Origin of the sequence: Caldifermentibacillus hisashii (assembly GCF_039654145.1) — a bacterium.
GTDB lineage: Bacteria > Bacillota > Bacilli > Bacillales > Caldibacillaceae > Caldifermentibacillus > Caldifermentibacillus hisashii.
In genome coordinates, this window is record NZ_CP155467.1 from 1,174,646 (window position 1) to 1,191,069 (window position 16,424).

17 protein-coding genes are annotated in these 16,424 nt (G+C 37.5%); 12 read left to right on the forward strand and 5 right to left on the reverse strand.

The window, feature by feature from the left end; genetic code table 11:
- The first annotated feature begins 512 nt into the window (after nt 1-512).
- The 5 genes from NSQ14_RS05480 to phoU all read left to right on the forward strand — a co-directional run bounded on the left by NSQ14_RS05480 (nt 513) and on the right by phoU (nt 4,718).
- The gene (locus tag NSQ14_RS05480) at nt 513-1,349 is read left to right on the forward strand and encodes a phosphate ABC transporter substrate-binding protein (RefSeq protein WP_041845967.1); all 837 of its coding nucleotides are present in this window, start codon (nt 513-515) and stop codon (nt 1,347-1,349) included.
- A 48-nt stretch (nt 1,350-1,397) separates the two neighbouring features.
- Nucleotides 1,398-2,297: a phosphate ABC transporter permease subunit PstC gene (pstC, locus tag NSQ14_RS05485; RefSeq protein ID WP_041848194.1), complete on the forward strand. Its 900-nt coding sequence runs from the start codon at nt 1,398-1,400 to the stop codon at nt 2,295-2,297.
- Nucleotides 2,298-2,299: 2 nt separating this feature from the next.
- Nucleotides 2,300-3,124 carry a phosphate ABC transporter permease PstA gene (gene pstA / locus NSQ14_RS05490; protein WP_095141391.1) on the forward strand — a complete coding sequence of 275 codons (825 nt, stop codon included), beginning with the start codon at nt 2,300-2,302 and terminating at the stop codon, nt 3,122-3,124.
- Nucleotides 3,125-3,167: 43 nt separating this feature from the next.
- Nucleotides 3,168-3,962 (forward strand): phosphate ABC transporter ATP-binding protein PstB, encoded by a 795-nt coding sequence (pstB, locus tag NSQ14_RS05495; RefSeq protein WP_095141407.1) that lies wholly within the window; start codon nt 3,168-3,170, stop codon nt 3,960-3,962.
- Between the two features lie 96 nt (nt 3,963-4,058).
- Nucleotides 4,059-4,718, forward strand: a complete 660-nt coding sequence (gene phoU / locus NSQ14_RS05500; RefSeq protein ID WP_034768902.1) for a phosphate signaling complex protein PhoU — start codon at nt 4,059-4,061, stop codon at nt 4,716-4,718.
- 91 nt (nt 4,719-4,809) lie between these two features.
- On the opposite strand, the gene NSQ14_RS05505 is transcribed toward phoU, so the two are convergent.
- The gene (locus NSQ14_RS05505) at nt 4,810-5,601 is read right to left on the reverse strand and encodes a TerC family protein (RefSeq protein ID WP_095141392.1); all 792 of its coding nucleotides are present in this window, start codon (nt 5,599-5,601) and stop codon (nt 4,810-4,812) included.
- A 1,118-nt stretch (nt 5,602-6,719) separates the two neighbouring features.
- On the opposite strand from NSQ14_RS05505, the gene NSQ14_RS05510 reads away from it, so the two are divergent.
- From NSQ14_RS05510 to opp4C, 5 genes are read left to right on the forward strand one after another with little or no spacing between them, the layout of a single operon-like run.
- Nucleotides 6,720-7,748 (forward strand): ABC transporter ATP-binding protein, encoded by a 1,029-nt coding sequence (locus NSQ14_RS05510; RefSeq protein ID WP_034768904.1) that lies wholly within the window; start codon nt 6,720-6,722, stop codon nt 7,746-7,748.
- A complete protein-coding gene (locus NSQ14_RS05515; RefSeq protein WP_346216968.1) occupies nt 7,745-8,755 on the forward strand; it encodes a dipeptide ABC transporter ATP-binding protein in 1,011 nt (336 codons plus the stop codon). The genes NSQ14_RS05510 and NSQ14_RS05515 overlap by 4 nt, the downstream gene beginning before the upstream one ends.
- Nucleotides 8,756-8,785: 30 nt before the next feature.
- A complete protein-coding gene (opp4A, locus tag NSQ14_RS05520; RefSeq protein ID WP_343156595.1) occupies nt 8,786-10,498 on the forward strand; it encodes an oligopeptide ABC transporter substrate-binding protein in 1,713 nt (570 codons plus the stop codon).
- A gap of 42 nt (nt 10,499-10,540) precedes the next feature.
- Nucleotides 10,541-11,506, forward strand: coding sequence for an oligopeptide ABC transporter permease (opp4B, locus tag NSQ14_RS05525; RefSeq protein WP_041848201.1), 966 nt, complete (start codon nt 10,541-10,543; stop codon nt 11,504-11,506).
- Nucleotides 11,507-11,517: 11 nt separating this feature from the next.
- Complete coding sequence (opp4C, locus tag NSQ14_RS05530; RefSeq protein ID WP_251241179.1) at nt 11,518-12,426, forward strand: oligopeptide ABC transporter permease; 909 nt, start codon at nt 11,518-11,520, stop codon at nt 12,424-12,426.
- A gap of 236 nt (nt 12,427-12,662) precedes the next feature.
- On the opposite strand, the gene NSQ14_RS05535 is transcribed toward opp4C, so the two are convergent.
- From NSQ14_RS05535 to NSQ14_RS05550, 4 genes are all read right to left on the reverse strand, one after another.
- The gene (locus NSQ14_RS05535) at nt 12,663-13,271 is read right to left on the reverse strand and encodes a TetR/AcrR family transcriptional regulator (RefSeq protein WP_052514556.1); all 609 of its coding nucleotides are present in this window, start codon (nt 13,269-13,271) and stop codon (nt 12,663-12,665) included.
- Nucleotides 13,272-13,567: 296 nt separating this feature from the next.
- Entirely contained in the window at nt 13,568-13,759 is a 192-nt protein-coding gene (locus tag NSQ14_RS05540; protein WP_034768921.1) for a YbxH family protein, read from the reverse strand.
- A 42-nt stretch (nt 13,760-13,801) separates the two neighbouring features.
- Nucleotides 13,802-13,981 carry a hypothetical protein gene (locus tag NSQ14_RS05545; protein WP_034768922.1) on the reverse strand — a complete coding sequence of 60 codons (180 nt, stop codon included), beginning with the start codon at nt 13,979-13,981 and terminating at the stop codon, nt 13,802-13,804.
- Between the two features lie 75 nt (nt 13,982-14,056).
- Nucleotides 14,057-14,266 carry a hypothetical protein gene (locus NSQ14_RS05550; RefSeq protein ID WP_034768924.1) on the reverse strand — a complete coding sequence of 70 codons (210 nt, stop codon included), beginning with the start codon at nt 14,264-14,266 and terminating at the stop codon, nt 14,057-14,059.
- A 545-nt stretch (nt 14,267-14,811) separates the two neighbouring features.
- Between NSQ14_RS05550 and NSQ14_RS05555 the strand changes: the two genes are divergently transcribed.
- Both NSQ14_RS05555 and NSQ14_RS05560 read left to right on the forward strand, forming a co-directional pair.
- Nucleotides 14,812-15,873, forward strand: coding sequence for an SDR family oxidoreductase (locus tag NSQ14_RS05555; protein WP_422674192.1), 1,062 nt, complete (start codon nt 14,812-14,814; stop codon nt 15,871-15,873).
- A 91-nt stretch (nt 15,874-15,964) separates the two neighbouring features.
- Nucleotides 15,965-16,333 carry a hypothetical protein gene (locus NSQ14_RS05560; protein ID WP_041848204.1) on the forward strand — a complete coding sequence of 123 codons (369 nt, stop codon included), beginning with the start codon at nt 15,965-15,967 and terminating at the stop codon, nt 16,331-16,333.
- Nucleotides 16,334-16,424: the final 91 nt, after the last annotated feature.

Here is a 16,424-nt window from a genome sequence, read left to right on the forward strand (position 1 = left end):
CTGAATTAAAAATAATCAGTACATACCAAAATCATCTAATTTGAATAGCAAATTTGTTCCATAGAGCCGTTCTATGAGACAGTTCAGCCCCAATTTCCGACGATTTTGTCCCATAGAATGTGATTCGGTCAATCCTATGGGACATTTCGATTTGTATTTCTTCTAATTTTGTTCCATAGAGCCGTTCTATGGGGCATTTTTACATATTTTTCCACTCGAAATGTTCCATAGAGCTGTTTTGTTAGACATTCTGTTCTTCCAAATCTTGTGTGATATTATCAGGGGATTTTCTTGGGTAACTAATCATCAAGACATAATTTAAAATACTTTATCGATCCGGACAGTTCCGGGGATATTATTGCCGATAGCTGTTCACTCCAAACAAATCTATTAATAAAATTTACAAAACCTTTACATTCACTTAATAGCTCATTTACAAAACATAATTATTCTCTAAATTAGAGAGAATATAAATGAGCATTGTGCAATTTGTGCATCTTGGGGGTTTTCAAATGATAGATAAAAGAAAAGGAATGGTTCTTATTACCCTAGTTTTAACAATTATATTATTCGCTTGTGGAAAAAATGAAGAAAAATCAGGAACAACAAATGGAAATGCTGCTACAATTTCCATTTCCGGTTCTACTTCAGTCGGACCACTAGCAGAGAAATTAGCTGAAAAATATAAAGAGAAGAACAATGTAAATATAGAAATTAACCAGATTGGCTCATCTGCAGGAATTACCAACGCCGTAAATGGTGTTTCGGAAATCGGTATGTCTTCCCGCGATTTAAAGGAGGAAGAGAAGGCGAGTTTACAGGAAACGGTGATTGCTTATGACGGAATAGTTGTTGTCACCCATCCAAGTAATCATGTTAAAAATTTAACATTAGCACAAGTAAAGGATATTTTTACAGGAAAAATTACCAACTGGAAAGAAGTTGGAGGAGATGATCTGGAAATTGTTGTTGTTTCCCGTGAAGATGGCTCAGGCTCCCGTGACGCTTTCCAAGAAATTGTCGGTTATTCATCCGGAGAATTGGTTAGAAATTCCATTATTGCCAGCGGAAACGGAAATATTAAAACAACCGTTGCAACAAACAAACATGCAGTTGGATTTATTTCATTTGAATATATTGATGAATCGATAAACACAGTAAGTATTAATGGTGTCGAGGCAACAGCAGAAAATGTTCTCCGGCAAAAATACAGTCTGTCCCGTCCATTTTTATTTGTTCATAAAGAGGAAAATCTTTCCGATGAAGGGAAAAAATTTATCGATTTTATATTAAGCTCGGAAGGTCAAAAAATTGTTAGGGAAACAGGAGCGATCCCTGTAAAAATGTAACCAAAAGATAAAGCAACATTTGTACTAGCAACCACGGAGGAGTAAACAATGTCAACCTTACCTGTAAAAAGAGAAAAATCAAATAAAAGAAAGTATTTTTTGGAGAAACTATCAGGGAAAGTTTTCCTGTTTTGTGCACTTCTTTCTGTTATTAGCCTTTTACTTATTATTGGATTTGTGTTTTTTAAAGGGTCCAAGCCGTTTATTGGGGAAGGATATAGTATCGTTGATTTTCTGTTCGGCAACGATTGGGTTCCAAGTGAAAATCAATTTGACATTTTTCCTATGATCGTTGCTTCCATTTACGCTACAATTGGTGCCCTTATCATTGGGGTTCCGGTCGGTTTATTTACCGCGATTTTTTTGGCAGAGATTGCTCCGAAAAGTATCGCAAAAATAATTTCGCCGGCCGTACAACTGTTGGCGGGTATTCCATCTGTTTTATACGGCGTTTTTGGGCTGGCCGTTATCGTTCCTTTTTTGCAAAATCAACTCGGTTTAATAAAAGGACAGAGTTTAATCGCCGTTATTCTCGTTTTAGCCATCATGATGTTGCCGACCGTTGTCACTGTTGCGGAAACAGCTATCCGGGCTGTTCCAAAATCATACCGGGAAGGATCACTGGCTCTAGGTGCTTCCCAGATTGGGACAATTTTTAAAGTTGTTGTACCATCAGCAAAATCAGGTATTATGACGGCCGTTGTTTTAGGAATGGGAAGAGCAATTGGTGAGACAATGGCAGTAATTTTAGTGGCTGGAAACAGTTTGATTATCCCAACCAGCTTGACTGACAGTATCAGGCCTTTAACAACGAATATCGCATTAGAAATGGGTTATGCCTTTGGGACCCATCAAGAAATGTTGTTTGCCACCGGGATCGTCTTATTCTCCTTTATTTTATTATTAAATTTTGTGCTGGCAAGAATCAGTTCGAAAGGTGGTAATTAAGTTTGAGAAAGCTTAAGGATCTTATTTTACTGGGGCAATTATGGTTAGCCGCTTTCCTTACAGTTGCAGTACTCGTAACCATTGTTGGCTTTATTTTTTACAAAGGAATTGGACTTATCAGCTTTGATTTTATTTTTGGTGATTATTCCCCATCAGGCGGGGGCGGAATTTGGCCAATGGTGGTGACAACGATATACACAATTGTCATTTCCTTACTTATCGCGACCCCGGTTGGTATACTCGCAGCTGTTTATTTGCAAGAATATGCCAAACAAGGAAGAATGGTCAGAATCATTCGTTTTGCGACCGAGAGCTTAACTGGAATTCCATCAATTATATATGGTTTGTTTGGGGCGGTGTTTTTTGTAACGACTTTAAAATTAGGAATGTCCATTATTGCAGCGTCCCTGACATTAACCATAATTATTTTACCGGTCATTATCCGAACGACAGAAGAATCGTTAAAGACGGTGCCGCAAAGCTATCGGGAAGGTTCGTTGGCTTTAGGAACAACAAAACTGCAAACTTTATATAAAGTAATTTTGCCGAGTGCCATGCCGGGAATTTTATCTGGAATTATTCTTTCCATGGGACGGATAATCGGTGAATCTGCCGCCATCTTTTTAACAGCTGGAACGGTAGCTGCCATGCCGGAAAGTATTTTTTCATCAGCACGGACGCTTACCGTCCATTCATATTTAGTCACACAAGAAGCCGGAGATATTGAGCTCGCAGCAGCAATTGGCATTATTCTTATTGCGATTATTTTAATACTTAATTTTTTCGCCACATGGATCTCAAAAAAATTGAATAAAGCCGATTATTAAAAAAGGAGACTGGGGTATGTATACAACAATACTGGAACCAAAAATGGTAAAAGATGAAAAGTCAACCGTAACAGAAACACCTGAAACGAAAACAAAAATTCATGTAGAGAATTTGAATTTATTTTATGGTGAAAAACAGGCTCTTTTTGATGTATCAATTAATATTAAAGAAAAAGAAGTAACGGCATTAATCGGTCCATCCGGATGCGGGAAGTCAACGTTTTTGCGAACGTTAAACCGGATGAATGACTTGATTGAAGGAGTAAAAATTAGCGGCAAAATTATTATTGATGATGAAAACATATATGAATCCAATGATGTTATTAAATTGCGCACGAAGGTTGGTATGGTCTTTCAAAAGCCGAATCTGTTTCCAATGAGTATTTATGATAATGTCGCATATGGTCCACGAATGCAAGGGATTAAAAATAAGGCTATTTTAAATGAAATAGTTGAAAACAGTCTTCGTGGTGCAGCGATTTGGGATGAGGTACAGGATCGGTTAAAATCTTCCGCTCTTGGACTTTCGGGTGGTCAGCAACAAAGAGTTTGTATTGCCCGGGCAATCGCGATGAAGCCGGATGTGATTTTAATGGATGAACCAACCTCCGCGTTAGATCCGATTTCAACTTTGAAGATTGAAGAATTGATCGCGGCAATGAAAAAGGACTATACGATTGTCATTGTAACGCACAACATGCAACAGGCGGCACGGGTATCGGATAAAACAGCCTTCTTCTTAAACGGTGAGATTATCGAATTTGATGAGACAAGCAAAATCTTTTCCATGCCAAGTGACCAAAGAACAGAAGATTATGTAACTGGTCGGTTTGGATGATCCTGTCTTACAGCGTGAGAACGTGTCTCGTGAGCAAAACAGCCGCAAAATTAGAGGTCATTGAAAAAGGGCAAAAAAGAATCGAGGAGGTTTCAAATGGTTGTTCGGGAGAGTTTTGATAGTAGTTTACAGGAACTGCAAGAAAAAATGATGGAGATGGGGGAACTGACAGGCACCTTAATAGAAAAGTCATTTATTGCGCTTCAAAATCAAGATATTGAGCTGGCTTTAAGGGTGATTGAAGATGATGATGAGATTGATGATATGCAAAATGAAATTGACCAATTGGCGATATGGTTAATTGTTAAAGAGCAACCGGTGGCCAGAGATATACGAAAGATTATCGGCGCGATAAAAATTCTTACAGATGTAGAACGTGTTGCTGACTTTGGGGTGAATATTGCAAAGTCAACCATCCAGATTGGAAATGTTCATTCGCTCATTCATTTAACAGATCTTGAATCTATGAAGAATAGATGTATCAGCATGTTGGAGAAATCGTTACAAGCGTTTTTTGAGGAAAATATCAGCCTTGCCAAAGAAGTAGGGGATATGGATGATCAAATTGACGACCTTAGTGATGCCAATTATAAAAAACTTAGCGCTTATTTAAGTGAACATCCTGAAGAAACAAACCAGCTTGTGCAATTAATCCTAGTTAATCGCCATCTTGAGAGAACGGCAGATCATATTACGAACATTGCCGAAAGTGCTGCTTATTTAATAAAAGGGAAGAAGTATGATTTAAATCCATAACTTGAATTGAGGACGGTTACAGCGGTATCTATAGTATCTAAAGAATTGGTCCCTTTTTGTTTTTAATGAAAACAATAAGGGACATTAACTTTTATATACTATGTTTCTCTTTTTTCGTTATATTGGCAGTTGTTTCATTATGGAGTGGAGTTTCTTTTTGTTTTGATCCCGAATAAAACCAACCGCCGACAGCAAGCGAAATCATGACAACCCAGAAAATCGAGTTCCAAATTGGTCCTTCAACAAATGAATGAGGAATGAGATGAACCGCATCATGGGCTAATGTATGAACCGCCAATTTGACACCGACCCATCCGACAATTAACATCGCTGCTGATTCCAGACTGGGACGCTCGGTCAGTAATCTGATAAATAAAGCTGATGCAAACCGAATAATGATTAGACCGGCAAGTGCACCCAATACGATGACAATAAATTGCGCTGTATCTATTCCACCAATATGACCGAAACTTGTCGCTGGAAGGGCAATTACTAATGCAACGGCCGCCAAAATAGAGTCAATGGCAAATGCGATATCAGCAAAAGCGATTTGAGTGACAACACCTTTGAAACTCTTTTCTTTTACCTTTTTCTCCTTATGGTCATTTTTGATAAAATGTTTAATTGCTAAAAAAATCAAGTAGGCTGCACCAGCTGCTTGGACTTGCCATACATTAAATAAAAATGAAATGATAAAAATTGCACCAATCCGGAAAGCAAATGCGAATGCTAAACCGATATTTAGAGCTTTTTTCTGTTGCTCTTTAGGTAGACTTTTTGCCATTACTGCTAATACTAGAGCATTATCAGCTGATAACAAGCCTTCCAATACTACTAATATTAATACAACTGAGCCATACTGTAAAAACAGTGATAAATCCATTTTCTACCTCCAAGTGATTTAATTATGATAAACGAACAAGACCTTTGAATTATGAGTAAATTTCATAATTCAAAGGTCTTGTTAACAACGCAAGGTTGCCAATAAAACCGATGGGGTCCACCCATGTAATGACGGCTTTATTGTAAAAACTACTCCCCTTTGATTTTAGGTAAAAGACTATATCAAAAACTATAACAAATTTACCGGATGAAATTCAATACTTTTTTATAATTTTTTATGAGTTAACACGATTTATATAGTGTAAAAGACTTGTTGAATTATAGAAAAAACTGTTGAACTTCATAACTTTCAAGTTAAAAATTCTCCAATCACTTTTGCTGATTAATAACTACGGTTGATTTTTTCCTCCTGTTGAAGGCCCCTTATTTTACTGCCGAATTTTTTCGCCTGATTACTAAACTTAAGAAAGCCGAATTCCTGTCGGCTCCTTGTATAATTTTTTATCTCATGGTAAATATGGTAAATCTTGCGTTAATTTTCCCATAACTTTTTTTGGTGCTAATCATTCCCTTATTTTTATGCGGTCATTTTTCCTATCCCTTTTTAACTACCAAAAACAAATCAAAACAAGAATATTTATATGTTTCCAAAATATTATATTGCAAAATAATAATTTTTCCATATAATTAGAATTAAGATAAATAAAACTATTATTCATAAAAATGCTAATTACATATTAAATTAGTAATAATACCTGTAATATAATCAGTCAATTTTTTGAACTAGAGGTGATGTCAATGGGTGAATCGTATCTTTTCTAAAGAAGGCGCCCGGAACCGGACAATAAGGCTAATCCAAGTTTTCCACCTTATTTTTAAACTTTTTTATTCTATAAGAAAATCACCCGGATCATGCAATAAGACTTGTCAAAGTATGGATGTTATTTTTTCACTCTTCAGATAGTAAATACAACCGAACGTTTACTTTCTTAAACGACCATTGATGCATAGTTCACCGAAAAACTTTATCGGCTGTAACAAAAACTTTCCTTGTGCACTTACTTAAATCTTAAATTTCCAACTAATTGGCATCCTTGCCAGAAATTTATACTTTTAAAAAAATAACTGAATCATCATTCAAAAAGATAGAGGTGTATTATGAGCAAATTAACCCATGCATCTAAAAAAGCACCATTATTAGAGGTTAATCATTTAGAAACAGCCTTCAAAATTGATCGTGAATATTATAATGCCGTAGATAACGTATCATTTACCGTCAAGCCTCGCCAAGTAGTCGGAATTGTTGGTGAATCCGGATGTGGAAAAAGTGTGTTGTCACTATCGGTAATGAGGCTTCTTCCAAAAGGAATTAGTGAAATTCGCAGCGGCGAAATATTATTTGACGGTAAAGATCTGGTGAAAATGTCAGAGAATGAGATTAATAATATTCGCGGAAAAGACATTGCAATGATTTTCCAAGAACCGATGACCTCATTAAATCCCGTATTTACCATTGGTTATCAATTACAAGAAGTATTGTTAAATCATATGGAAATTTCCAAAAAGGAAGCAAGACAGAAATCAATTGAATTGTTGAAAGGTGTAGGAATCTCCCGCCCGGATAAAATTGTTGACGAATATCCGCATCAATTATCAGGGGGCATGAGGCAACGAGTCATGATCGCGATGGCGATTGCATGTCAACCTAAGCTCCTCATTGCAGATGAACCTACGACTGCACTTGATGTAACCGTACAAGCCCAAATTCTCGAATTACTGAAAGAAATTCAAAGTGCAAATGACATGGCGATTATTCTAATTACCCATGATTTAGGCGTTGTTGCAGAAATGTGTGATGATGTTATCGTCATGTACGCCGGTAAGATTGTTGAGAGAACCGATGTGGATACTTTATTCTACAATCCGAAACACCCATATACGAAGCTATTAATGGGCGCAATTCCAAAAATGGATGAAGATAGAGAAGTACTTGAGTCTATTAAAGGAATCGTACCTTCGTTGAAAAATATGCCAAAGGTTGGTTGTAAATTTGCTGCGCGCTGTCCACATGCGATGCCGGAGTGCTCATTTGTCACTCCACAATTGGCTGAAACTGAACAAGGACATGAGGTAGCTTGTTTACTATATGAAACGAGCAGGCCTAAGGAGGGGATGAACGTACAATGAATAACGCACAACCAAAACTTACGACCAGTAATAAAAATCGTTTTAAAACTCTCTTAGAAGTTAAAAATTTAAAAACCTATTACCCTGTAAAAGGCGGATTTTTCAGAAGGACGGTTGCCAATGTCAAAGCGGTGGATGATGTTTCTTTTGAAATAAAAAAAGGGGAGACTTTAGGATTAGTAGGTGAGTCAGGCTGTGGTAAATCTACAACGGGCAGAACGATCCTGCGCCTCATCAATCCGACAGACGGGCAAATTATATTTGACGGTAAAGATATAACAAATATACAAGGCAGGGCATTGCGTGAAGCAAGAAAAGATTTCCAAATGGTATTCCAAGATCCTTACGCTTCCCTCAATCCAATGCAAATGATTGGTGACATTGTTTCTGAACCTTTAAAAAACTTTGGTAAGTCAAACAAAAAAGCATTAAAAGAAGAAGTTATGGACCTGTTAAATCGGGTCGGACTTCCGGAAGATGCCTATGAAAAATATGCGCATGAGTTTTCCGGGGGTCAGCGTCAACGGATCGGAATTGCCCGGGCATTAGCGCTGAAACCTAAATTAATTGTCGCCGATGAGCCGGTTTCTGCGCTGGACGTTTCTGTACAATCCCAAGTATTAAACTTATTAAAAGAATTACAGAAAGATTTTGGCTTAACATATTTGTTTATCGCTCACGACTTAAGTGTCGTCAAACATATGAGTGATCGGATTGGCGTTATGTATCTTGGAAACATCGTGGAGATTGCTGACCGTAATTCGATTTACAATGAACCGCTGCATCCGTACACACAAGCCTTAATATCGGCCATTCCTGAACCTGACCCAAGAAAAAGCAAAGAACGCATCGTTTTAAAAGGTGACGTTCCAAGTCCGGTTAACCCGCCATCCGGTTGTCCATTCCATACGAGATGTCCGATGGCAAAAGAAGAGTGTTCAATAGCTAAACCGACTTTAAAGGAGGTGAGGCCGGGGCATCAAGTAGCATGTATTCTTTACAATTAGCAAAAGCAAAAATTATTAAGGGGGAGAAAAATGAAAAAATCATTTCTAAAGCTAACAGCGCTAATGCTTGTTCTTTCGCTTGCATTAGCTGCGTGTGGCGGCGGGGACAAAAAGACAAGTAAATCTAGTGACGGAGGCAACAAATCAGGATCGCAAGACGGAGGCACTTTAACGTATGCGATGGAAGCTGAATTTAAAGGTATATTAGATGTCAACTTCTATGATAGTCAATCTGACAGTGAAATTTTAACTTTCAATACAGATCCATTGATTACATTTGATGAAAATATTAAAGCACAACCGAATATTGCTAAATGGGAAACGAAAGATAACAAAGTATTTAAGTTTACTTTCGAAAAAGGTGTTAAATGGCACAATGGTGATGAGTTAGTTGTCGACGACTGGATTTTTGCACTTGAAACAATTGCTTCGATTGGCCCGGATCATCAACGTTGGTCCAATGTTAACACGATTGAAGGTGCAAAAGAATTTAACGAAGGAAAAGCAGATTCCATTTCCGGTTTGAAAAAAATTAATGACTATGAAATTGAAATTACTTTCGACAAAGCTCGAGCAAATAACTTAGAAAATATTTGGCAATATCCATTGAATAGAAAACATTTTGCTGACCTAAAAGGCAATAAAAATATTGATGATTGGTTGGCGTCTGACCAAGTACGCGTTAACCCGATTGGAACCGGTCCGTTCAAAATCCAAAAAGTCATTCCGGGTGAGTCTGTAGAGTTAGTTCGTTTCAACGACTATTGGAAAGGAAAACCGAAACTTGATAAAGTTGTGGTAAAAGTGATCGACGGTTCATTAATCGTTGGTGAGCTTGAAAACGGCGGCGTGGATATGAGTGCCTTCCACCCATCATTACTCCCGGAAATTCAAAAATTAAAAAACGTGAAAATAGAAGAAGTTCCGGGTCTTTCTTACTACTATATCGGATTCAAATTGGGCACATTTAAAGACGGTAAAGTTGTAATGGATAAAGACAAATATGCAAACAAACAATTACGTCAAGCATTATTATATGCAATCGACCGTGAAGAGTGGGTAAAAGAATTCTTTAGCGGATTAGGTAATCCGGTCAATCGTCCAATGCCGTCAGCACATTGGATTGCTGCAGATAACAGTGAATTACCGGTCAACTACACTTATGATCCGGAAAAAGCAAAACAATTGCTGGATGAAGCCGGGTATAAAGATGTGGATGGAGACGGCTTCCGTGAAGATCCAAACGGGAAAAAGTTTGAAATCAATTTTGCTCATTATGATACCGGCAACCCGACATATGAGGCCCGTGCCAAAGCCATTACGCAATATTGGGAAGAAGTTGGAATTAAATCGAAGTTAACAATGACAGAAGTAAACCTCTACTACGATCAAATTGAAAAAGACCATGAAACAATGGAAGCATTCTATGGCGGATGGGGTACAGGTGCTGACCCGGATCCGTGGGCACTATGGGGTGACGATACAGTTTGGAACTATCCTCGTTGGGTCAATGAAGAAGCAAACGAGTTGTTGAAACAAGCTGTGGATGTTGAAGTCGTTGGTACTGATCAAGAAAAACGCAAAAATCTTTATGTAGAATGGCAAAAAATCTTTAACGAAGAAGTACCTGCACTGCCAATTATGGAGCTAAATGACGTTTATGCAATTTCTAACAAAGTTCAAGGTGTGAAAATTACTCCTGTAGGAACGAAAGATATGCATAAATGGTCGATTAAACAATAATGATGAAATGGTTCCTTTGATTGAAAGATAAGGAGAATGCATATGCTGAAATATACGCTTCGAAGAGTATTAGCTATGATTCCAATGCTTTTCCTTATCTCCATTATTGTGTTCTCCCTGGCAAAATTAATGCCGGGGGACTCACTTGGTGGAGAGATTGATCCGGCAAATACGGATCCGGAATATATTGAGCAGATGCGGGAAAAGCTTGGATACAATGATCCCATTTATGAACAATACTTTCGTTGGATTACCAATTTTGTTCAAGGTGATTTCGGTAAATCCACCCGTTACAAAATTCCTGCAAATGAAATAATTATGGAACGTTTACCGAATACAATCTTTTTAAGTTTGACCTCATTAATTATTACTTATGTTTTAGCGTTAGCAATGGGTATCTATTCCGGTCGGAAACCATATACACTTGGAGACAATACAATTGCAGCAGCCAACTATATCGGACTGGCCTTACCATCCTTTGTTGCAGGTGTGTTTGCCATTTATATTTTTTCTTTTCATCTTGGATGGTTCCCTTCCAATGGATCTGTTGATATATCAGTCACTGAGGGAACATTTGAATACTGGCTGAGCAGATTCCATCATGTGTTATTGCCGGCATTCGTTTTAGGACTATTAAATACGGCATCCTATACACAATTTTTACGTAATGATATTATCGAGAACAGTAGGAAAGATTATGTTCGGACAGCCCGTGCAAAAGGTACTTCAGAAAGCAAAATATATAATGTTCATATTTTTAGAAACTCAGTGATTCCATTAGTGACATTTTTAGGATTTGATATCGTAAACTTAGTCGGCGGAGCGATTATTACGGAAACGATTTTCACCTATCCCGGAATTGGACAACTTTTCTTAACTTCAGTAACGAACCGCGACTATTCTGTTTTAATGACATTAACGATGATGTTTTCTGTATTAACATTAGTCGGGAACTTAGTTGCTGATATCCTTTACGGTATTGTTGATCCGCGAATTAGGCTTGATTAGGAGGAATGGCAATGGAAATAATGACAGATAAAAATAGTGCCGTGAACATTAAGCCGCCGAAAAGTATGTCTCCATGGGCCATTGCTCGAAGAAAGTTTATTAGAAATAAACTGGCGATGATTAGTTTATGTTTCTTGGTTTTTGTTTGTATTGTTTCTTTTTTAGCACCATACATTACCACGCATGATATTACAAGAATAAATATGGGTTCATTTTCACTGGAACCTTCATCGGAGCATTGGCTTGGTACAGATAAGAACGGCCGGGATGTTTTTACAAGATTGTTATATGGTGGAAGAATATCTTTGTTTATCGGGCTTGCCTGTACGGCATTTGTTATTGTTACTGGGACGATTATTGGTTCCATAGCCGGTTATTTTGGAGGAACCATTGATAATCTGTTAATGCGGTTTACCGATTTTGTTCTAACATTTCCTTTCTTAGTTTTCGTTATCGTACTAAACGCGATCCTTCAAAATAAGGTTAGCGGCGTATGGGTATTGATCATGGTTATTAGTGGATTAAGTTGGGGCGGTGTAGCCCGGATTGTTCGGAGCAAAATTCTGGCAGAGAAAGAAAATGAATATGTCCTTGCAGCGATATCGATTGGATGTTCACCTTTTAAAGTGATTGTAAAACATTTACTGCCAAATGTTTTATCGACAATCATTGTTCAGGCTACAATTTTATTTGCCAGTATGATAGTTGCAGAAACCGGGTTAAGTTTCTTAGGGTTTGGCGTTCCATCTGAAACTCCAAGCTGGGGGAATATGTTATCTTTTGCAAATGAACCTGACGTACTACAGGATAAACCGTGGATTTGGATTCCTCCTGCATTAGCTGTTACCTTGACAATACTGTCCATTAACTTTATTGGGGAAGGATTAAAAGACGCGTTAAATCCAAAATCATATAGATAAAGTGAAACTTCCATCAGTGGGGATTTTTTATCCCCACTGATGGTTAGTAGAACCAATCGGGCACTTACGGGAACTTATCTTCCTCCTTTCCATCTTTGATTTTTCCAAAGCCATAGGGGAAGATTTAGTGACCGTTTGTGCGGGATAAAGTGAAACTTCCATCAGTGGGGATTCTTCATCCCACTGATGGTTAGTAGAACCAATCGGGCAGTTATAAACACTGATGAAATTTTACTTTATTTTTCCAAAATGGTATTTAAAAAGAAATCAATATGCTGTTCCAGTTTTTTCTCAACTTCAGCGGTGCCTTTTCCGTCAAATTTTAAAATATTGTATTCCGTAAGTAAAGAAAAAACCGGGTATTGATATTCGATGGCAAGTACTTTCGGATTATACGGCCGGATTTTTTTAAACTCGATGAATTTTGTAAACACAATCTCGAGGAATTCAATTGTTTTTCCATATAAATCATGTAAAATAATTTCTCTTGCCAATGGTGAACGAAATTGTTCCACTTGGAGAAGCCGCCACATTTTTTGCCCGGTTTCGTCTTCCATATATTTTTTGAAATTATGGAGACCGGCTCTTAAAAAAGATTCGACCGAATGTTTTTGCAAGATTTCATTCAGCGTTTCAAGAGGCGGTAATGTTTTAGAAAAATCTTCTCTAAAAAAGTTAAAAATAGATTCTAAAATTTCATCTTTACTGCTAAAGTGGTTATATAAAGAGCTTTCTTTAATCCCTACTTCTCTCGTAATTTCACGAATGGAAACCCCGCTGAAACCTTTTTGAGAAAATAAGTCCAAGGATATGTGAAATATTTTTTCTTTTGTGCTTATTGTCATAATTTCACCTCCATTTCATATAGAAGTAATGTTTATTCAGATGTATTTTAATGAGCGTAATGCACTAATTCCATTATAAGCTAACGATCGTTAGTTATAAAGTGTTTTGCCAATTAACTTAAATTTGCTTTTGTACTGAAGGAGAGGCAGGATTTATATGAATGAGGGAAAGCCAAAAATCCGTCGTAAAAAAAGCCCGGAACGAGGAGAAAACTAAAAAACGGTCATACTATTGGCCCAAAAAATCAGCCTCAAAAAGATGAAGCTGCTTTTTTGCTTTGGTATGGGGTACTATTTTATATACCTTTTTTTTCACAATATGTTTCAACTAGCTCCTCTATCTTTCCAAGATCAGGAGAATCTCCTGAAAAGGCAAATTTTAATTCTTCAACAAATTTTCCTTCATGGTAAACATGTATTGCTCCGTTTTGTTCAATCACGCTATATTCCGGTTCAAAACGATATCCGCCTCTTTCAATTGCACCCATTAATATACCAGCTCCTAGCAAGAACATTTACTATATTTGCAGCTAATCACTTCCCTCGTGATTGGCTTCTCTATTGAGGATTTCCTCACTTAATGCTGCATTTTCTAAACCTTTGTCACTAAATGCATTATCGCTATTTAACATATCGTTATATGCTCCTCGATCCATATCGGTATCACAATTTTCATACTGATTATCCTTGTTGTGATTGTTATTTCTCATATATTCACCCCCAACACTTTTTCTTTTGCTTAAAAGTTTTAACCAAAGCAAGTTTTAAGAAATAGCTAAACTTTCTTACCGCTGGATATAAAAGTTATTCTCTTTTAATAAAGAATAAATGCTCTTCAGGGAAATTTTCTTTTCATCAAATTCAATCTTCATTTCACCATCGTCCGTATCAATTAGAACTCTTTCAATTCCATCTTTTCCCTTTAACAGTTGTTGAATTTGTTGAATGGGGGTGTCAGATGTAGCGTTTTGAATAAAAATGGTTTCTTCAGCCATTTTATGTCGCTCCTTTAGTGAATTAAATTGAGTAACTTGAGTTTCGACCTTAGAAAACCAATCTCGCCAACAATTTTAGGCTAAGGTTCATTTTTGTCGACGAAACTTTGCCATGCGAAACTCAAGTAAGTAAAAAATCCAATCTGTTTATATAGTGTTTGAATCATTACCTAATTTATACTCCGGCAAATCTATTTTCTATATGAATAGCAGCTAAAAAGGCCATGACTATTCTGGAAAATACCGGGAAAGTAAAGTTTTTTATACCGGAAAAAGGCAATCAAAATCCTATGGGACATTTTGGCTTATTTTTATTGTGGAAAATTTATAATAACGAAAACAAAGGAAAATCAATGTCATGATAACTGTTGAGTTAATTTCCGGTGCTCCTTTATGAAATATTTACAAGTGTATTTTTTCTAATAAGGATTTAATACTAACTTTTAACTTTTAGAAAGAATTTAAAATAGAGGAGCCTAATTATGAGTGAAATACAACGCAAAGGACAAAATGAATATGAAGAAAAAGTACTAGCCTTAAATGGAATGGATAAAGAAATTCTTGATCAGGTCAGATTTGATGAAATAAGTGAAACAAGATCGATTTCATTAAAACCTGTGAAAGACCAAGTAATTGTCATTACTGGTGCCTCAAGTGGAATCGGGCTAGCTACTGCAAGAATCGCCGCGAAAAAAGGTGCGAAAGTCGTCTTAGCCGCCAGAAATGAAGACGCCTTGAAGGACTTGGTCAACGAATTAGAAAGAAAGGGTCATTCGGCAGTTTATGTAAAAGCGGATGTTGGTAGAGAAGAAGATGTGAAAAAAATTGCCGAAACAGCCATTAAGCAGTTTGGCAGGTTTGATACATGGGTGAATAATGCCGGGGTAACTATCTTTGGGTATGCAATGGAAGTCAGTATTGACGATATGAAACGATTGTTTGATACGAATTATTGGGGTGTGGTGTACGGGTCAAGGGTGGCTGTAAACCATTTTCAAGAAAGAGGTGTTCCGGGTGCGCTCATTAATGTAGGGAGTTTGTTTGGCGATCGGGGAACTTTGATTCAATCGACTTATGCCCCGTCCAAATTTGCTGTTCACGGCTGGACAGAAAGCCTCAGAATGGAATTAGAAAAAGAAAAGGTGCCCGTCTCTGTTACGCTGATCCATCCTGGGAGAATCGACACCCCTTACAATGAACATGCCAGAAGTTACTTTGATAAACAACCGGTACATAAAGGGATGGTTTACCCGCCTGAAGCTGTTGCAGAAGCAATTTTATTCGCCGCTGAACATCCGAAACGCAATATCTACATCGGATCGCAAGCGAGGGCACTGAAACTAATAGGAACGAACCTTCCCCGCCTTACCGACAAACTGATGGAACGCTACTTTCCTCAGACTCAATACGCCAATCGTCCATCCAACCGACCTGAAGAAAGCAACTTATTCAAGGCAGGATATGGAATGCATGAGCGAGGAACAAATATCGGGTGGAAACGCAATTCAAGTTTCTATGTAAAGGCAACGAAGTACCCGGTCATTACCGGATTTCTCGTCGTTGGGCTTAGTGCACTCGCATGGGTTGCCGCCAAACGAAAAAAATAAAATAAATTGGCAAAAGAATGATCTCGAAACCAAAATCAATGAAATGCTAAACGAAAAAATAAAAGTGGATGAAAGAAAGGTGTAGGTCCCTATGTCAACAAACCAAATTCCTCGTGATGAGGGAATGGATAACAGTCTCGCTCTGTTGAAAGAAGGCTATCTGTTTATTAACAATCGGGTGGAAAAATTCCAATCCGATATTTTTGAGACCCGCTTAATGGGGCAAAAAGTCATATGTATGAGGGGGAAAGAGGCAGCTGAACTGTTTTATGATGTGGACAAGTTCCAACGAAAATGGGCAATCCCCAATCGGATTCAAGAAACATTACTAGGGAAACGCGGAGTGCAAACGTTAGACGGTAAGCAGCATCTTATTCGAAAGCATCTGTTTATGTCACGACTTATATCACGTTTTCGGCACTTGCCTTATATGAGCACCCGGACCAAAAAGAAAAACTGAAAATTTATTATTGCATTTTATTGAAATTGTAATATAATAAACATATATTCACTAACGTTCGTTAGTCCGAAAGATTAGAATTCAATGTCCC